The sequence below is a fragment of the Methylobacterium sp. UNC378MF genome, assembly GCF_900103195.1.
GTDB lineage: Bacteria > Pseudomonadota > Alphaproteobacteria > Rhizobiales > Beijerinckiaceae > Methylobacterium.
The window spans coordinates 145489-159186 of the sequence record NZ_FMWU01000005.1 but is presented as its reverse complement, the minus strand read 5'-3'; the positions used below and the strand labels follow the sequence as shown (position 1 = coordinate 159186).

The 13698-nt window shown below is 70.6% G+C and carries 13 protein-coding genes; 8 read left to right on the top strand and 5 right to left on the bottom strand.

The features are described 5' to 3' along the window. Positions 1–91: 91 nt before the first annotated feature. From BLT59_RS07090 to BLT59_RS07075, 4 genes are all read left to right on the top strand, one after another. Positions 92–2065, top strand: coding sequence for a monovalent cation:proton antiporter-2 (CPA2) family protein (locus BLT59_RS07090; protein ID WP_091777898.1), 1974 nt, complete (start codon positions 92–94; stop codon positions 2063–2065). An 8-nt stretch (positions 2066–2073) separates the two neighbouring features. Continuing rightward, positions 2074–3519 (top strand): MATE family efflux transporter, encoded by a 1446-nt coding sequence (locus BLT59_RS07085; RefSeq protein WP_091777896.1) that lies wholly within the window; start codon positions 2074–2076, stop codon positions 3517–3519. Positions 3520–3629: 110 nt separating this feature from the next. Beyond that, positions 3630–4403 (top strand): DUF937 domain-containing protein, encoded by a 774-nt coding sequence (locus tag BLT59_RS07080; RefSeq protein ID WP_091777894.1) that lies wholly within the window; start codon positions 3630–3632, stop codon positions 4401–4403. A gap of 73 nt (positions 4404–4476) precedes the next feature. Beyond that, positions 4477–4794 carry a cupin domain-containing protein gene (locus BLT59_RS07075; RefSeq protein WP_091777892.1) on the top strand — a complete coding sequence of 106 codons (318 nt, stop codon included), beginning with the start codon at positions 4477–4479 and terminating at the stop codon, positions 4792–4794. Between the two features lie 48 nt (positions 4795–4842). Here the strand turns inward: BLT59_RS07075 and BLT59_RS07070 are convergent, their stop codons facing one another. Continuing rightward, on the bottom strand, positions 4843–5289 hold the full coding sequence (locus BLT59_RS07070) for a hypothetical protein (RefSeq protein ID WP_091777890.1): 447 nt from the start codon (positions 5287–5289) through the stop codon (positions 4843–4845). Next, entirely contained in the window at positions 5286–5894 is a 609-nt protein-coding gene (locus BLT59_RS07065) for a hypothetical protein (RefSeq protein ID WP_139174011.1), read from the bottom strand. The genes BLT59_RS07070 and BLT59_RS07065 overlap by 4 nt, the downstream gene beginning before the upstream one ends. Positions 5895–6184: 290 nt before the next feature. Here BLT59_RS07065 and glyA point away from each other — a divergent pair, with 290 nt between their 5' ends. The 4 genes from glyA (at position 6185) to BLT59_RS07045 (ending at position 9863) form a co-directional block, all read left to right on the top strand. Continuing rightward, on the top strand, positions 6185–7489 hold the full coding sequence (gene glyA, locus BLT59_RS07060) for a serine hydroxymethyltransferase (RefSeq protein ID WP_091777886.1): 1305 nt from the start codon (positions 6185–6187) through the stop codon (positions 7487–7489). Between the two features lie 113 nt (positions 7490–7602). After that, entirely contained in the window at positions 7603–8130 is a 528-nt protein-coding gene (nrdR, locus tag BLT59_RS07055) for a transcriptional regulator NrdR (RefSeq protein WP_091777884.1), read from the top strand. Next, positions 8127–9236: a bifunctional diaminohydroxyphosphoribosylaminopyrimidine deaminase/5-amino-6-(5-phosphoribosylamino)uracil reductase RibD gene (gene ribD, locus BLT59_RS07050; RefSeq protein WP_091777882.1), complete on the top strand. Its 1110-nt coding sequence runs from the start codon at positions 8127–8129 to the stop codon at positions 9234–9236. The genes nrdR and ribD overlap by 4 nt, the downstream gene beginning before the upstream one ends. A 3-nt stretch (positions 9237–9239) precedes the next feature. After that, positions 9240–9863 carry a riboflavin synthase gene (locus BLT59_RS07045; protein WP_091777880.1) on the top strand — a complete coding sequence of 208 codons (624 nt, stop codon included), beginning with the start codon at positions 9240–9242 and terminating at the stop codon, positions 9861–9863. Between the two features lie 118 nt (positions 9864–9981). On the opposite strand, the gene BLT59_RS07040 is transcribed toward BLT59_RS07045, so the two are convergent. From BLT59_RS07040 to BLT59_RS07030, 3 genes are all read right to left on the bottom strand, one after another. After that, positions 9982–10410, bottom strand: a complete 429-nt coding sequence (locus BLT59_RS07040) for a PaaI family thioesterase (RefSeq protein WP_091777878.1) — start codon at positions 10408–10410, stop codon at positions 9982–9984. A gap of 105 nt (positions 10411–10515) precedes the next feature. Beyond that, entirely contained in the window at positions 10516–12093 is a 1578-nt protein-coding gene (locus BLT59_RS07035) for a SpoVR family protein (RefSeq protein WP_091777876.1), read from the bottom strand. 121 nt (positions 12094–12214) lie between these two features. Continuing rightward, the gene (locus BLT59_RS07030) at positions 12215–13516 is read right to left on the bottom strand and encodes a YeaH/YhbH family protein (RefSeq protein ID WP_091777874.1); all 1302 of its coding nucleotides are present in this window, start codon (positions 13514–13516) and stop codon (positions 12215–12217) included. Between the last annotated feature and the right edge of the window lie 182 nt (positions 13517–13698).

Sequence of the window (13698 nt, the reverse complement as noted above, 5' to 3'; positions counted from 1 at the left end):
CGGCACCTGCCGACGGCTCGCATCCCGGCGCCGCGCGCGCTAAGCGGGGGCTCCACCTGCGCCCATCGAGCCGAACGCCGGGACGATCACCATGGCGAGCCCCGTCGAACATGCGAGCTTCCTGCCGCCGGTCCTGACCTTCCTCACGGCGGCGGTGATCGGCGTGCCGATCTTCCGGCTGATCGGCCAGAGCGCCGTGCTCGGCTATCTGGTGGCCGGCGTATTGATCGGGCCCTCCGGCCTGTCGCTGATCGCCGAGCCCGAGACGGCGGCGAGCGTCGCCGAGATCGGGGTGGTGCTGCTGCTGTTCATCGTCGGGCTGGAGCTGCATCTCTCGCAGCTCGTCTCGATGCGGCGCGACATCTTCGGCCTCGGCACCGCCCAGCTCGTCCTCTGCGCGCTGGTGCTCGGCGGCGCCGGCGTCCTGGCGGGCCTCAGCGTCGGCGCCGCCGCGGTGATCGGCCTCGCGCTGGCCCTCTCGGCCACCGCGGTGGCCCTGCAACTCTTGGAGGAGCGGGGCGACCTCGGCAGCGCCTATGGCGGGCGGGCCTTCGCGGTCCTGCTGTTCCAGGATCTCTCGGTGGTCGGCATCCTGGCGCTGATGCCGCTCCTGGCGTCGGCGGGCGAGGCGACCGACGTCTCCTGGCTCGGGGAGGCGGCTATCTCCACCGGCAAGGCACTCGCGGCAATTCTCGCGGTGGTCTTGGTCGGCCGCTACGGCCTGAACCCGTTCTTCCGGCTGCTGGCGGCGAGCGGCGCCCGCGAGGTGATGACGGCTGCAGCGCTTCTCGTGGTGCTCGGCACCGCGCTGCTCATGGAGCAGGTCGGCCTGTCGATGGCGATGGGCGCGTTCCTCGCCGGCATCCTGCTGGCCGAATCGAACTTCCGCCATCAGCTGGAGGCCGATATCGAGCCGTTCCGCGGCATGCTGCTCGGCCTGTTCTTCATGAGCGTCGGCATGTCGATCGACGGCAACCTCGTGCGCGAGGTCTGGCCCGCCCTGTTCGGCGCGACCCTGGCGGCGATCCTGGTCAAGGTCGCCATCGTGGCCGGCCTGTTCCGGCTGTTCGGCTCTGACACGCTCGGGGCCCTGCGGGGCGCGGCGGTGCTGGCGCCCGCGGGCGAGTTCGCCTTCGTGCTGCTGCCCCAGGCCCAGGATCTCGGCCTCACCGGCGTCACGGCGACGCGCTTCGCGGTGGCGCTGGCCGCGCTGACCATGCTGATCGGGCCGATCGCCGCCAAGGGCCTCGACAAGCTGATCGAGCGGCGCAACGCCCGCAGCACCCTCGATCTGGAGGAGCCCGCCTCCGAACTCGCCGAGAGCGGCGAGGCGCGGGTGCTGGTGATCGGCTTCGGCCGCTTCGGTCAGGTGCTGACACAGGTGCTGATGGCCGAGGGCATCCCGGTCACCGTGATCGACAAGGATGTGGAGCAGCTGCGCGCGGCCTCGCGCTTCGGCTTCCGCATCTATTACGGCGACGGCACCCGGCTCGACGTGCTGCGCGCGGCCGGGATCGGCCGGGTCGAGCTGGTCTGCATCTGCGTCGACGACCGGGAGGGCGCCCTCAAGATCGTCGACATCGTCCACGAGGAATTCGCCAGCGTGCGCACCTTCGTGCGCGCCTATGACCGACTGCACGCGGTGGAGCTGATGAACCGGGACGTGGACTACCAGATCCGCGAGACCGCCGAATCCGCCCTCGCCTTCGGACGGGCAGCGCTCGAAGGGCTCGGCCTGTCGCCGGAGGCCGCAACGGCGCGGGCCGACGACGTGCGTAAGCGCGACATCGCCCGCCTCGTCCTGCAGCAGGCAGGAGCCCTGCCCGACGCCAGTTGGATGCGCGGCGCGGCGGCGGGGCTGAAGCCCGAGCCGCTGACCGCTCCCGTCCGGCCGGCCCGGGCGCTCAGCACCGAGACCCGCGACCTCGTGGGCAGCGACCGGCGCGAGGCCGCCGAGCGGCTCCTGGAGAAACCCGCTCTCGCGCCGCAGGAACCCGATGCGGCAGAGGGGGAGGCCGATCCGGAGGCGGAACTGGAAGCGGAAGGCAGCGCCCGGAATGCGTGACGGCCCGGATGTCTGAGGGATCCGACGGCCCGCCCCTGGGGGAAACGGGCCGCTTCGTCACAGGCTCGATCCTCCGGCACGTAGTGGTGATGGCCGCCACCGGGTCGGTGGGGCTGATGGCGATCTTCGTCGTCGACCTGCTGTCGCTGTTCTACGTTTCCACGCTCGGCGACCCGAACCTGACGGCAGCGGTCGGCTTCGCCGGCATCGTGCAGTTCTTCGCCACGGCGGTGAATATCGGCCTGATGATCGCCGCCGGCGCCCTGGTCGGAAAGGCCGTCGGCGCGCGCGACCGCGCGGCGGCGCGGCGCCTCTCGACCTCCGCGCTGGTCCTCGGCAGCCTCGTGGCCAGCCTCATCGCCCTGCTGATCGCGCTGCTGGCCGACCCGCTCCTGGCCCTGATCGGCGCGAAGGACGAGTCGCTGCGGGTGGCCGTCCTGTTCCTGCACGTCACCCTGCCGTCGAACCTGCTGCTCGCCGCCGGCATGCTGTTCACCGGCCTGCTGCGCGCGGTCGGCGAGGCGCGGCAGGCGATGTCGGTGACCCTGGCGGGCGCCGTCGTCACCGCGCTCCTCGATCCGCTGCTGATCTTCGGGGCCGGCCTCGGCGTCACGGGCGCGGCGATCACCGTCTGCGTCGCGCGCGCGACCTTCGTGGCGGTGGGAATCCGCGGCGTCGCCCGGCACGGGCTCCTGGGCCGGCCGCACCTGACCGACCTGCCCGCCGACGCGGCCGCCCTGGCCGGCGTCGCGGGACCGGCCGTGCTCACGAACCTCGCGCCCTCGGTGGCGAGCGCCTTCCTGGCCCGCCTGTTCGCCGGTTACGGAGCCGATGCCGTCGCGGCGGCGTCGGTGATCGACCGCCTGACGCCGGTGGCCTTCGGCGGCCTGTTCGCACTGTCGGGGGCGATCGGCCCGATCCTGGCTCAGAACTGGGGCGCGGGCCTGTTCGACCGGATGCGCGGCGTGCTCGGCGCGGCGATCCGGGTGACGCTGGCCTACTGCGCCGCGGTCTGGCTCCTCCTGGCACTGGCCCGGGGGTGGCTCGCCACCCTGTTCGGCCTGCAGGGGGGCGCGGCCGAGCTGTTCGGCTTCTTCTGCCTCGTCGGCGGCGCGATCTGGTTCTTCAACGGGCTGCTGTTCCTCGGCAACGCCGCCTTCAACAATCTCGGCTTCCCGCTGCGCTCGACGCTGCTGAATTGGGGACGGGCGACGCTCGGCACGATCCCGCCGGCGATGCTCGGCGCGACGCTCTACGGCCCCCGCGGGGTGGTGGCCGGGATGGGGATCGGCTCCCTGGTCTTCGGGGCGCTCGGCATCCTGCTGGCCCGCCGCACGGTCGACCGGCTGGAGGGGTTCGGCCCGCGTCGGCCGGCGCCGAACATCGCCGCGGGGGCGCCCCAGCGGGCGGCGCCCCTGCCGCCGGGGCACGCCCATCCCGAGCCGTTGAGCTGAGGCGGCGGCGGCAAGGCACAAGTTCCGCGGGTGGGAACTGGTATTTCCCCGCGCAAAGGGTCACGATGCCTTGTCCCGGGCGGTCCCGACCGGGACAGGATCGAGGCGTCATGTTCAACCCGCTCGAGATGTTCCAGGCGCAGGGCGAGGCCGGGCTTCAGGCCATGGGCCAGCCGTTCGGTCTGACCGCCGAGCAGACGGCCCGCGCCTTCGAGGCGCTGATGCCGGCCCTGACGCTCGGCCTCCAGCGCAGCGTCGGCATGGACCCGACCGGCTTCGCCCGGATGTTCGGGCTCGAGGCCGCCAAGCCGGCGCCGGCGCAGGGGTTCGAGGCCCTCGGCCAGATGTTCGGGTCCGCGCAGCTGATGCAGGCGGTGCTGCGGCAGGCCTCGGCGACGAGCGGCGTCGGCGCGCAGGTCCTGCGCCAGATGCTGCCGATGATGGCGGGCGCCGTGGTGGCGAGCATCGTCCACGTCATGCTGAACCAGCCGCAGGCCGAGGCCGCGCGGCCGAGCCCGCCGCCGCCGCCCGTGCCGTTCCCGTTCGCGCCGGCCTGGGCCGAGATGGCCAGGGCGATGATGCCCGCGGTCGAGCCGCCGGCCCCGCCGAAGCCGGCCGCCAGACCCGCCGCCAAGCCACCCCAGGCGGGCGCGGGCGAGGCCGGCTCCGACATGTTCCAGCAGATGCTGCGCACCGGGGCCGAGGTTCAGGGCAACAACATCCGGGCGATGCAGGAGCTGTTCGAGACCTTCTGGCCCGCCTCCGGCACGCCGGCTGGGAGCGGCATGAACCCGACGGGCACCCCAACCCGTCCCGATCCGGCGCCGGCCGACCCCGCGGCCGGCAAGGGCCGGCGCGGTCGCCAGCCCGGCGGGACCGGTTGACGCGGGGACAGGATCCGGGCGGGCGCTGCCCCGACGAACCGGAGCGGCAACCTGCCGGCGAGGAGACCCGTCGATGAGCGACCACCTGACCGCCTGGGGCCACCGCGCCGAGAGCGTCGGCGGGAACGGCGTCACCAAGCGCACGATCCCGGGCTCCGGCGCGAGCCTCGTGCGCGTGGTGGTGCCGGCGGGCGTCTCGGCACCCGCCCACAGCCACGATTACGAGCAGTTCGTGCAGGTGCTCTCGGGCTCGGGGATCCTGAAGACCGAGCAGGGCCGCGAGCCGTTCTCGGCCGGCAGCGTGTTCCACTTTCCGGCCGGGGCGTGGCACGCGGCCGCGTTCGAGACCGAGACGGTCCTGATCGAGACGAACCTCGCGACGCAGGTCTGAAAGGAGTCCGGCGGGCTTGGCCGGCCCGGCGCCGAGGATGATCCCGGATCAGTCCGCTCCGGGGCCGAGCTGCCGCTCGAGTTCCTCGGCCGCGGGCACCGTCTCGCGCGCGTACCGGACGGCCTGATCGGCGGTCAGCAGGCGGCCCTCCTCCGGATAGAAGGCGAGCCCGTCGACCAACTTCACGCAGGCCGTGATCGCCATCACGGCGCCGATCGATTCCGCGATGGTGCCGAACCAGAACGCGTACACGCATGGCCAGGAGCCGGCGAAGTCGGTCTCCGGATAGGTGTCCTTCAATTCCGAGAACGGGATGAGCGCGCACTCGAAGCCCGAGGCCCGGCCGCGCCGCAGGGCCGGCAGATGCCCCGACGAGGCCGGCGGGATCGCCGTCCCGCGAAGCTGCAGATCGAAACCGAGCGCGTCCAGGCCGGTCTGCCAGTCCGACACGCCGGCGAGCGGCCGCGGACACAGGGCGTAGGCTTCCATGCTCATGCGACCACGACTCCGATAGCGACGGTGACAGAGACGCGGCCCTTGACGGAGATGCCGCGGAGCAGGTGGATCTCGATGATCGGGACGCTGTCGTCGACACCTGCGCCGGCCCGCAGGGCACGGATACGGCGCGGCGACAGGCCCGTTTCACCGGTCTTGATGTCCCAGATCGCCCGGATCGGCGCCGCGCTGGTTCGGCCGTCCCGGAGAAGAACATCCGTGCGTATGCTGCCCGACAGGCCGTGACGGACGATGTCGCCGGTGACGAAGCTCTGCTCGACGCCGTGCCGGCCGATCCCTGGAAGATCCAACTCGCGCAGGCGGGCCGCCAGCCTCGCGTGGATCTGGGTCCCGTACAGGAAGCCCTCGCCCGGCTCGGTGCTCTCGACGACTTCGTTCAGGACATCGAGGATCTCGTCGGTCTTCGCGTCAATCCGAGGATCACCCGTTCGATCCTTGCGAATGACGGTGAGCGAACCGCCCTCGCCGCACCATCGGCCGTCGCAGCCCCGTGGCTGATCCGGTCTGAATCCAGCTTTGATGTCCAGAAGTTCCAGGGTGACGAAAGCCAGGCTCAAGCGAAGTTGCGCGAGGGAGTACGCCAAGATCACATCGGGCTCGTGAGCTCGCATCGCGTTGTCACCCGTCACCTATGTTCATGTTTTATTCGATGATTCTTTTCCTTATGTCAAGCGAACGGGCGGCGGATTAGGAAAACATGTCGGCCCTGCCGGCGCCGCCGCCGCCCCACCTGCGACAAATTATTCTTGGCGCGCGAGCAAAATGCCTGTGCTTGGCCTGAGCCTTCGGCGCGTGTAGGAATCCCACCTTGAACGCCCGCCCGTGCACGCCGACGAAAGGCCGGGCATCGCCCCTACCAGAACAGAGGCAGACCATGAGCGCCGGTACCGCCGCCGACAAGCACTTCTCCAACAGCTTCTTCGCCGCCCCCCTGACGGAAGCCGACCCCGAGATCGCCGAGGCGGTGGCCAAGGAGCTCGGCCGTCAGCAGCACGAGATCGAGCTGATCGCCTCGGAGAACATCGTCTCCCGCGCCGTGCTGGAGGCTCAGGGCTCGGTGCTCACCAACAAGTACGCGGAAGGCTATCCGGGCCGGCGCTACTACGGCGGCTGCCAGTTCGTGGACATCGCCGAGGACCTCGCCATCGAGCGCGCCAAGCGCCTGTTCGATTGCGGCTTCGCCAATGTGCAGCCGAATTCCGGCTCCCAGGCCAACCAGGGCGTGTTCCTGGCCCTGATGCAGCCCGGCGACACCTTCCTCGGCCTCGACCTCGCCGCCGGCGGCCACCTCACCCACGGCGCCCCGCCGAACGTCTCGGGCAAGTGGTTCAAGCCGGTCTCCTACACGGTGCGCCGCGAGGACCAGCGGATCGACATGGAGCAGGTCGCCCAGCTCGCGCAAGAGCATAAGCCGAAGGTGATCATCGCCGGCGGCTCGGGCTACCCGCGTCATTGGGACTTCGCCAAGTTCCGCGAGATCGCCGACTCGGTCGGAGCCTACTTCATGGTCGACATGGCCCATTTCGCGGGCCTCGTGGCGGCCGGCGTTCATCCGTCGCCGTTCCCGCACGCCCATGTCGCCACCACGACGACGCACAAGACCCTGCGTGGCCCGCGCGGCGGCATGATCCTGACGAACGACGAGGCGCTCGCCAAGAAGTTCAACTCGGCGATCTTCCCCGGCATCCAGGGCGGCCCGCTGATGCACGTCATCGCCGGCAAGGCCGTGGCCTTCGGCGAGGCGCTGAAGCCCGAGTTCAAGATCTATGCCCGCCAGGTGGTGGAGAACGCCCGGGCGCTTGCCGACACGCTGATCTCGGGTGGCTACGACATCACCTCGGGCGGCACCGACAACCACCTGATGCTGGTCGATCTGCAGCGGAAAGGCCTGACCGGCAAGGCGGCGGAAGCCGCGCTGTCGCGGGCGCACATCACCTGCAACAAGAACGGCGTCCCCTTCGACACCCAGAAGCCGACCATCACCTCGGGCATCCGTCTGGGCACCCCGGCCGGCACCTCGCGCGGCTTCGGCGTGGCCGAGTTCAAGCAGATCGGCGGCTTCATCGTCGAGGTGCTGGACGGTCTCGCCGCCAAGGGTGAGGCGGGCGACAGCGCGGTCGAGGCCGACGTCAAGACCCGCGTCCATGCACTGACGGACCGGTTCCCGATCTACGGCTGAGCAAGACGGGGCCCTTGAGCCGGGCCGGCCTTCCGAGGCGGCCATGCGTAGTCTAGGAAACGGCCGCGGATCCGCTTGATCCGCGGCCGTTGCCATGTCCGAGATCCAGATCCATGCGGTGTCCCTATTGCGGCGGCTCCGAGACCCAGGTGAAGGACTCGCGGCCCTCCGAGGACGGCGCCGCGATCCGGCGCCGCCGCGTCTGCCCGGATTGCGCCGGCCGCTTCACCACCTTCGAGCGGGTGCAGCTGCGCGAGGTCGTGGTGCTCAAGCGCTCGGGCAAGCGCGTGCCCTTCGACCGGGACAAGCTCCAGCGCTCGATCGACGTGGCGCTCCGCAAGCGGGCCGTCGATCCGGAGCGGATCGAGCGGCTGGTCAGCGGCATCACCCGGCAGCTCGAGAGCGCGGGCGAGCCGGAGGTGACCTCCGAGGCGATCGGTGAGCTGGTAATGGCGGGGCTGAAAGGCCTCGACGACGTGGCCTATGTCCGCTTCGCCTCCGTCTACAAGAACTTCCGCGAGGCCAAGGACTTCGAGGATCTGCTCGGCACGCTGAGCGACGGCACCCCTGTGTCGGCGGCAGGGCCGGAGGCGGATCCGGAGCCCGAGGCATCGGGGCGCCGCCGCGCCGGACGCCCATGAGCGACGACACGCACTTCATGCGCCTCGCCCTGGCGCTGGGCCGGCGCGGGCTCGGCACCACTTGGCCGAACCCGTCGGTCGGCGCCGTCGTGGTCGAGCCCGAGACTGGGCGAATCCTCGGGACGGCGGCGACGGCGCCGGGCGGGCGCCCGCACGGGGAGCCCCTGGCGCTCGCCGCCGCGGGCGAGGCCGCCCGCGGCGCGACCCTCTATGTGACCCTGGAACCCTGCTCACATCACGGCCGCACGCCGCCCTGCACGGATGCGATCGTGGCGGCCGGCATCGCCCGGGTGGTCAGCGCCGTGGAGGACCCGGATCCGCGGGTCGCCGGGCGCGGCCATGGCCTGCTGCGGCAGGCGGGCGTGACGGTCGAGACCGGTCTGATGCGGGAGACGGCGGCGCGCGACCATGTCGGCCACATCACCCGGGTGACGCGCGGCCGCCCCGCCCTGCACCTGAAGCTCGCCCGCACCCGCGATGGCTTCTGCGCCTCCGCCGGGCCGGAGCGCCTGCGGATCACCGGGCCGGTGGCGGACGGAGCGGTCCATCTCTGGCGAGCCCATGCTGACGCGATCCTGATCGGCATCGGGACCGCCCGGTCCGACGATCCGTCGCTCACCGTGCGGCTGCCGGGCCTGGCGGCGCGCTCGCCCCTGCGGATCGTCCTCGACACGCATCTGCGGCTCTCCCCGGCCAGCGTGCTGGCCCGGACCGCCCGCGACACGCCGACCCTGGTGCTCACCACACGCTCCGCCCCGGCCCATGCGCGGCGCGCCCTGGAGGCCCTCGGCGTCGAGGTCGCGCCCGTGCCGGCGGATGCGGCCGGCGGGATCGATCTTCCGGCGGCCCTGGCGCATCTGGGCGAGCGCGGCCTCACCCGCCTGTGCAGCGAGGGCGGCCCCCGCCTTGCGGAGGCGCTCGCCCGGGCCGATCTGATCGAGGCCTGCACGCTGGTCACCGGACCGGTGGAACTGGGATCGGCCGGCGGCCTGCCGGCGCTGGGGCCGGTCCTCGCGGAAGCCCTGGCAGGCGAAAGGTTTCGGGAGGCCGAGCGGCTCCGGCTCGGGCCCGACGAGGCCGTGACCTACGAACGCAGCAGGACGTAAGCGATGTTCACCGGGTTGGTCAGCGCCGTCGGTACGGTCGTCTCGGTTTCGGGGGCGGGCGACCTGCGCCGGATCGTGATCCGCGCGCCCTACGATCCGGCCACGATCGCGCTCGGCGCCTCGATCGCCTGCGCGGGCCCGTGCCTCACGGCGGTGTCGGTGGAGCCGGCCGAGGGCGGCTGCAGCTTCGCGGTGGATGCCGCCGCCGAGACGCTGGCGCGCACCACCGTGGGCAGCTGGGCCGCGGGCACCCGGATCAATCTCGAACGCTCCCTGAAGATCGGCGACGAACTCGGCGGCCATCTGGTCACCGGCCATGTCGACGGCGTCGCCGAGATCGTGGCGCGCGAGACCGTCACCGCGGGCGCCTGGGGTCCGAGCGAGCGCTTCACCCTGCGGGCCCCGGTCGCCCTGGCGAAGTTCATCGCCGAGAAGGGCTCGGTCTGCCTCGACGGGACCTCGCTCACGGTAAACAGCGTCGCGGACGACCTATTCTCCGTGCTGCTGATCCCTCACACGCTGCAGGTCACCACCTGGGGTGAGCGGCGCGACGGGGACCGGCTCAACCTGGAGGTCGACCTGATCGCCCGCTACGCCGCGCGGCTGACCGAGGCGCGGGCCGGCTGATCCGGATTCCTTCGTCTGTGCGAGCGGAGCGAAGCAACCCAGCGGCGCCACGTTCGCCGATGTTGCGCTGCCCGGGATTGCTTCGCTCCGCTCGCGAAAAACGGCCCGGGATTCCGTTTCAGCGCGGTGGGATCGAGTAGGTGCCGGTGGCGTGGCAGACGAGGTCCGGGTTGCCGTCGGCGGTGATCCGCACCTCGCCGACGGCCAAGCGCCGGCCGAGCTTGAGCAGCCGGCACTCCGCCACGAGATCCCCCGAGGCGGGCTTGCGCAGGAAGTTGAAGGTCAGGCTCGTCGTCACCGCGAGCGCCACCGGGCCGAGATTGGCGAGGATCGCCGCGTAGAGAGCGTAGTCGGCGAGCGCCATCATGGCCGGCCCCGACACGGTCGCGCCGGGCCGGAGGAAGCGCTCATGGGCCTCCAACCGCATCCGGGCCGAGAGCGGACCGACATCCTCGAGATGGTAGGCCCGCCCGCCCGCCTGCATCTGGGGAAACTCGCGGTCGAGGAAGTCGCTGGTCTCGGCGAGGGTCAGGATCGTGACGGCCATGGCCTCTTGCAGCACGGGCGCGACCGTGAGGCAATCCGCGGCCCCTCTCGCCCGTCCTCCTCATACGGAGGTGTTCGGGTATGATCAGCCGTCTCTCCGAGCCGATCAGAAGAAGATCGGCCGCGCGCTGGCGGTGATCTCGCCCAGCACCGTGCCGGTCGCCGGCTCGATCTCCTTGAGCACCACGTCGTAGCCCCAGAGGTCGGCGAGGTGCTGCAAAACCCGCTTGGCGTCGTCCTTCTGCAGGGTGATCTTGTTGATCGCCTTGTGATGGAGGATGAGACGCCGGTCGCCCTCCAGGTCGACGTCCACCACCTCGATGTCCGGGTCGAGCCAGGCGACGTCGTACTGGCGCGCGAAGGCCCGGCGCAGCTTGCGGTAGCCACGTTCGTCGTGGATCGCCTCGACCCGCAACTCCGGCTCCTCCGGATCGTCGACCACGTGGAACAGGCGCAGGTCGCGCATCAGCTTGGGCGACAGGAATTGCTGGATGAAGCTCTCATCGCGATAATTCTCCCAGCAGTCGCGCAGCACCGCCATGGCGTCGCCGGTGCCGGCAATCTCGGGGAACCACTCTCGGTCCTCGCCGGTCGGCTGCTCGACGATGCGGGCGATGTCCTGCATCATGGCGAAGCCGATCGCGTAGGGATTGTGGCCGCCATAGGAGCGGTCGTCGTAGTTCGGCTGCCGGATGACGTTGGTGTGCGATTGCAGGAACTCGAGATAGGCCGCCTCGGTGATCTGCCCTGATTCCGACAGGGCGTTCATGATCCGGTAGTGGCAGTAGGTGGCGCAGCCCTCGTTCATCACCTTGGTCTGGCGCTGCGGGTAGAAATACTGCGCCACGAGGCGGACGATGCGGAGGATCTCCCGCTGCCACGGCCGCAGGCGCGGCGCGACCTTCTCCAGGAAGTACAGGATGTTCTCCTGCGGCAGTTCGAGCAGCGCCTTGCGCCGCTCCGCCGCCAGGTCCGGGCGCACCGTGCCGATCTTCTGCGGCAGGGTGCGCCAGAGATCGTTGTAGATCTGCTCGCCGTGCTCGATCCGCTCGCGCTCGCGCCGCTGCTCGGAGGCGAGGTCCGGCCGCTTCTTGCGCGGGTAGCGGTGGACGCCCTGGCTCATCAGCGCGTGGGCGGCGTCGAGCACCTGCTCCACCGCCTGGTGGCCGTAGCGCTCCTCGCAGCGGCTGATGAAGCCCTTGGCGAAGTCGAGATAGTCGAGGATGCCTTCCGCGTCGGTCCACTGCCGGAACAGATAGTTGTTCTTGAAGAAGTGGTTATGGCCGAACGCGGCGTGCGCGATGACGAGCGTCTGCATGGTCGCCGTGTTCTCCTCCATGACGTAGGAGATGCACGGGTCGGAGTTGATGACGATCTCGTAGGCGAGGCCCATCAGGCCGCGGCGGTAACCGGCCTCGTGCTGGGCGAAGTGCTTGCCGAAGGACCAGTGCTTGTAGAACAGCGGCATGCCGATCGACGCGTAGGCGTCGAGCATCTGCTCGGCCGTGATGATCTCGATCTGATTCGGGTACCAGGATAGGCCGAGTTGAGGCCCGGCCACGGCCTCGCAGGCATCGTGGATGCGGCGGATCGTATCGAAATCCCAGTCGTTGCCGGTGAACAGGGGTTTGTCGGCCTTGACGGTCGGCGCGCTCACCTTGGATCGGCTCAGGCTGGTCACCATGAAACCCTCATCACATTCTCCCCTCCCCTTGTGGGGAAGGGCCGGGGTTGTCCGGTCGGCACCGCGGCGATCCGGTCCGCCCCCACCCGTCCCCCTCCCCACAATGGGAGAGGGGGCGGTCTCACCCCTCCACCTCCGCCCGCGCATCCTTGCGGCCGAACAGCTCGCGGAAGACCGGGTAGATCTCCCGCCGGTGATTGACCTTGCGCATGGCGATCGGCCCGCCGGCCTTGGTGATCGCCTCGTAGGTCCGCCACAGGGTGGTGCGGTGCTCGACGAAGCCGGCGCGCGGGCCGTTCTCGTCTCCCACTTCGAGATAGGCGAAGTGCTGGCAGGCCGGCAGGATGTGCGACCGCAGCAGCTCCGTCGAGGTCGGCCCGTCGGAGGAGACGTTGTCGCCGTCGGAGGCCTGGGCGGCGTAGATGTTCCAGTCGTTCGGGTCGTACCGCTCGGCGATGACGCGCTTCATCTCCACCAGCGCCGAGGAGACCAGGGTGCCGCCGGTCTCGCGGGAGCCGAAGAAGGTCTCCTCGTCCACCTCGGTGGCCCGGTCGGTGTGGCGGATGAACACGATCTCCACGTGGCGGTAGCGGCGTGTCAGGAAGATGTGCAGCAGGATGTAGAACCGCTTGGCGAGGTCCTTCATGTGCTCGGTCATCGAGCCGGACACGTCCATCAGGCAGAACATCACGGCCTGCGCGATCGGCCGGGGATAGGGCTCGAAGCGGCGGAAGCGCAGGTCGATCGGATCGACGTAGGGGATGCGCTTCGCGCGCTCGCGCAGCTTCAGGAGCGCCTGCTCCAGCTCAGCTCGTTCGGGGTCGCCCGCCGGCAGAGCGTCGAGCCGCGCCTCCACGGCCGCGACCTCCTCGGGCTTCGGGCGCTTGAGGGCGATCCGCCGCGACATCGAGTTGCGCAGCGTCCGGGTGAGCGCGAGGTTGGCCGGTGAGCCGGTCACCGTGTAGCCCGCGCGGCGCAGGCCCTCGGTCTCCACCACCGCGAGGCGGCGCTTGGCAAGGTCTGGAAGCTCAAGATCCTCGAGGAAGAGTTCCAGGAACTCCTCGCGGGTGAGAACGAAGCGGAACGCGTCCTCGCTGTTCTCGCCGCCCTCCCCGCCTTCGCCGGCGCCGCGCCCGCCGCCGCTCCCCGGCGGCCGCTCGATCGTGTCGCCTTCCACGTAGGTCTTGTTGCCGGGCAGGATATGGTCCTGAAGGCCGGTGCCGGGCTGGCGGGAGAAGCGCGGCTCGCGCACGCCGTCCGCCGGCACGCTGACCCGGCCGTCCTTGCCGAGATCCTTGATGTCCTTCTCGCGGGCGGATTCCCGCACGGCGCGCTGGGCCACGTCCTTCACGCGGCGCAGGAAGCGCTGGCGGTTGGGGAGACTTTTGCCACCCGGGTTCAAACGTCGGTCGACGATGTGCATCCGCTGCGAAAACCCTCGTCCGCGTGTGCCGGCCGGGTCCGGACCCTGATCGTACCATGCTGCCGGCGGAGGAATGGATCCCTCTTTCGCAGCTGGGCCTCAGATCTTCACCGGCTGGTCGTCCGAAACTGTGGCGGCGGAGGGTCAAACCCTGGCCCGGCCGGATTGGACCCGGCCGGGCG

What these genes read in the sequence shown, in the direction of transcription:
- BLT59_RS07040 (WP_091777878.1), bottom strand. Translation starts at nt 10,410, where the DNA reads ATGGCCGTCACGATCCTGACCCTCGCCGAGACCAGCGACTTCCTCGAC.
- BLT59_RS07030 (WP_091777874.1), bottom strand. Translation starts at nt 13,516, where the DNA reads ATGCACATCGTCGACCGACGTTTGAACCCGGGTGGCAAAAGTCTCCCC.
- BLT59_RS07090 (WP_091777898.1), top strand. Translation starts at nt 92, where the DNA reads ATGGCGAGCCCCGTCGAACATGCGAGCTTCCTGCCGCCGGTCCTGACC.
- ribD (WP_091777882.1), top strand. Translation starts at nt 8,127, where the DNA reads ATGAGCGACGACACGCACTTCATGCGCCTCGCCCTGGCGCTGGGCCGG.
- BLT59_RS07085 (WP_091777896.1), top strand. Translation starts at nt 2,074, where the DNA reads ATGTCTGAGGGATCCGACGGCCCGCCCCTGGGGGAAACGGGCCGCTTC.
- BLT59_RS07035 (WP_091777876.1), bottom strand. Translation starts at nt 12,093, where the DNA reads ATGGTGACCAGCCTGAGCCGATCCAAGGTGAGCGCGCCGACCGTCAAG.
- nrdR (WP_091777884.1), top strand. Translation starts at nt 7,603, where the DNA reads ATGCGGTGTCCCTATTGCGGCGGCTCCGAGACCCAGGTGAAGGACTCG.
- BLT59_RS07075 (WP_091777892.1), top strand. Translation starts at nt 4,477, where the DNA reads ATGAGCGACCACCTGACCGCCTGGGGCCACCGCGCCGAGAGCGTCGGC.
- glyA (WP_091777886.1), top strand. Translation starts at nt 6,185, where the DNA reads ATGAGCGCCGGTACCGCCGCCGACAAGCACTTCTCCAACAGCTTCTTC.
- BLT59_RS07045 (WP_091777880.1), top strand. Translation starts at nt 9,240, where the DNA reads ATGTTCACCGGGTTGGTCAGCGCCGTCGGTACGGTCGTCTCGGTTTCG.
- BLT59_RS07070 (WP_091777890.1), bottom strand. Translation starts at nt 5,289, where the DNA reads ATGAGCATGGAAGCCTACGCCCTGTGTCCGCGGCCGCTCGCCGGCGTG.
- BLT59_RS07080 (WP_091777894.1), top strand. Translation starts at nt 3,630, where the DNA reads ATGTTCAACCCGCTCGAGATGTTCCAGGCGCAGGGCGAGGCCGGGCTT.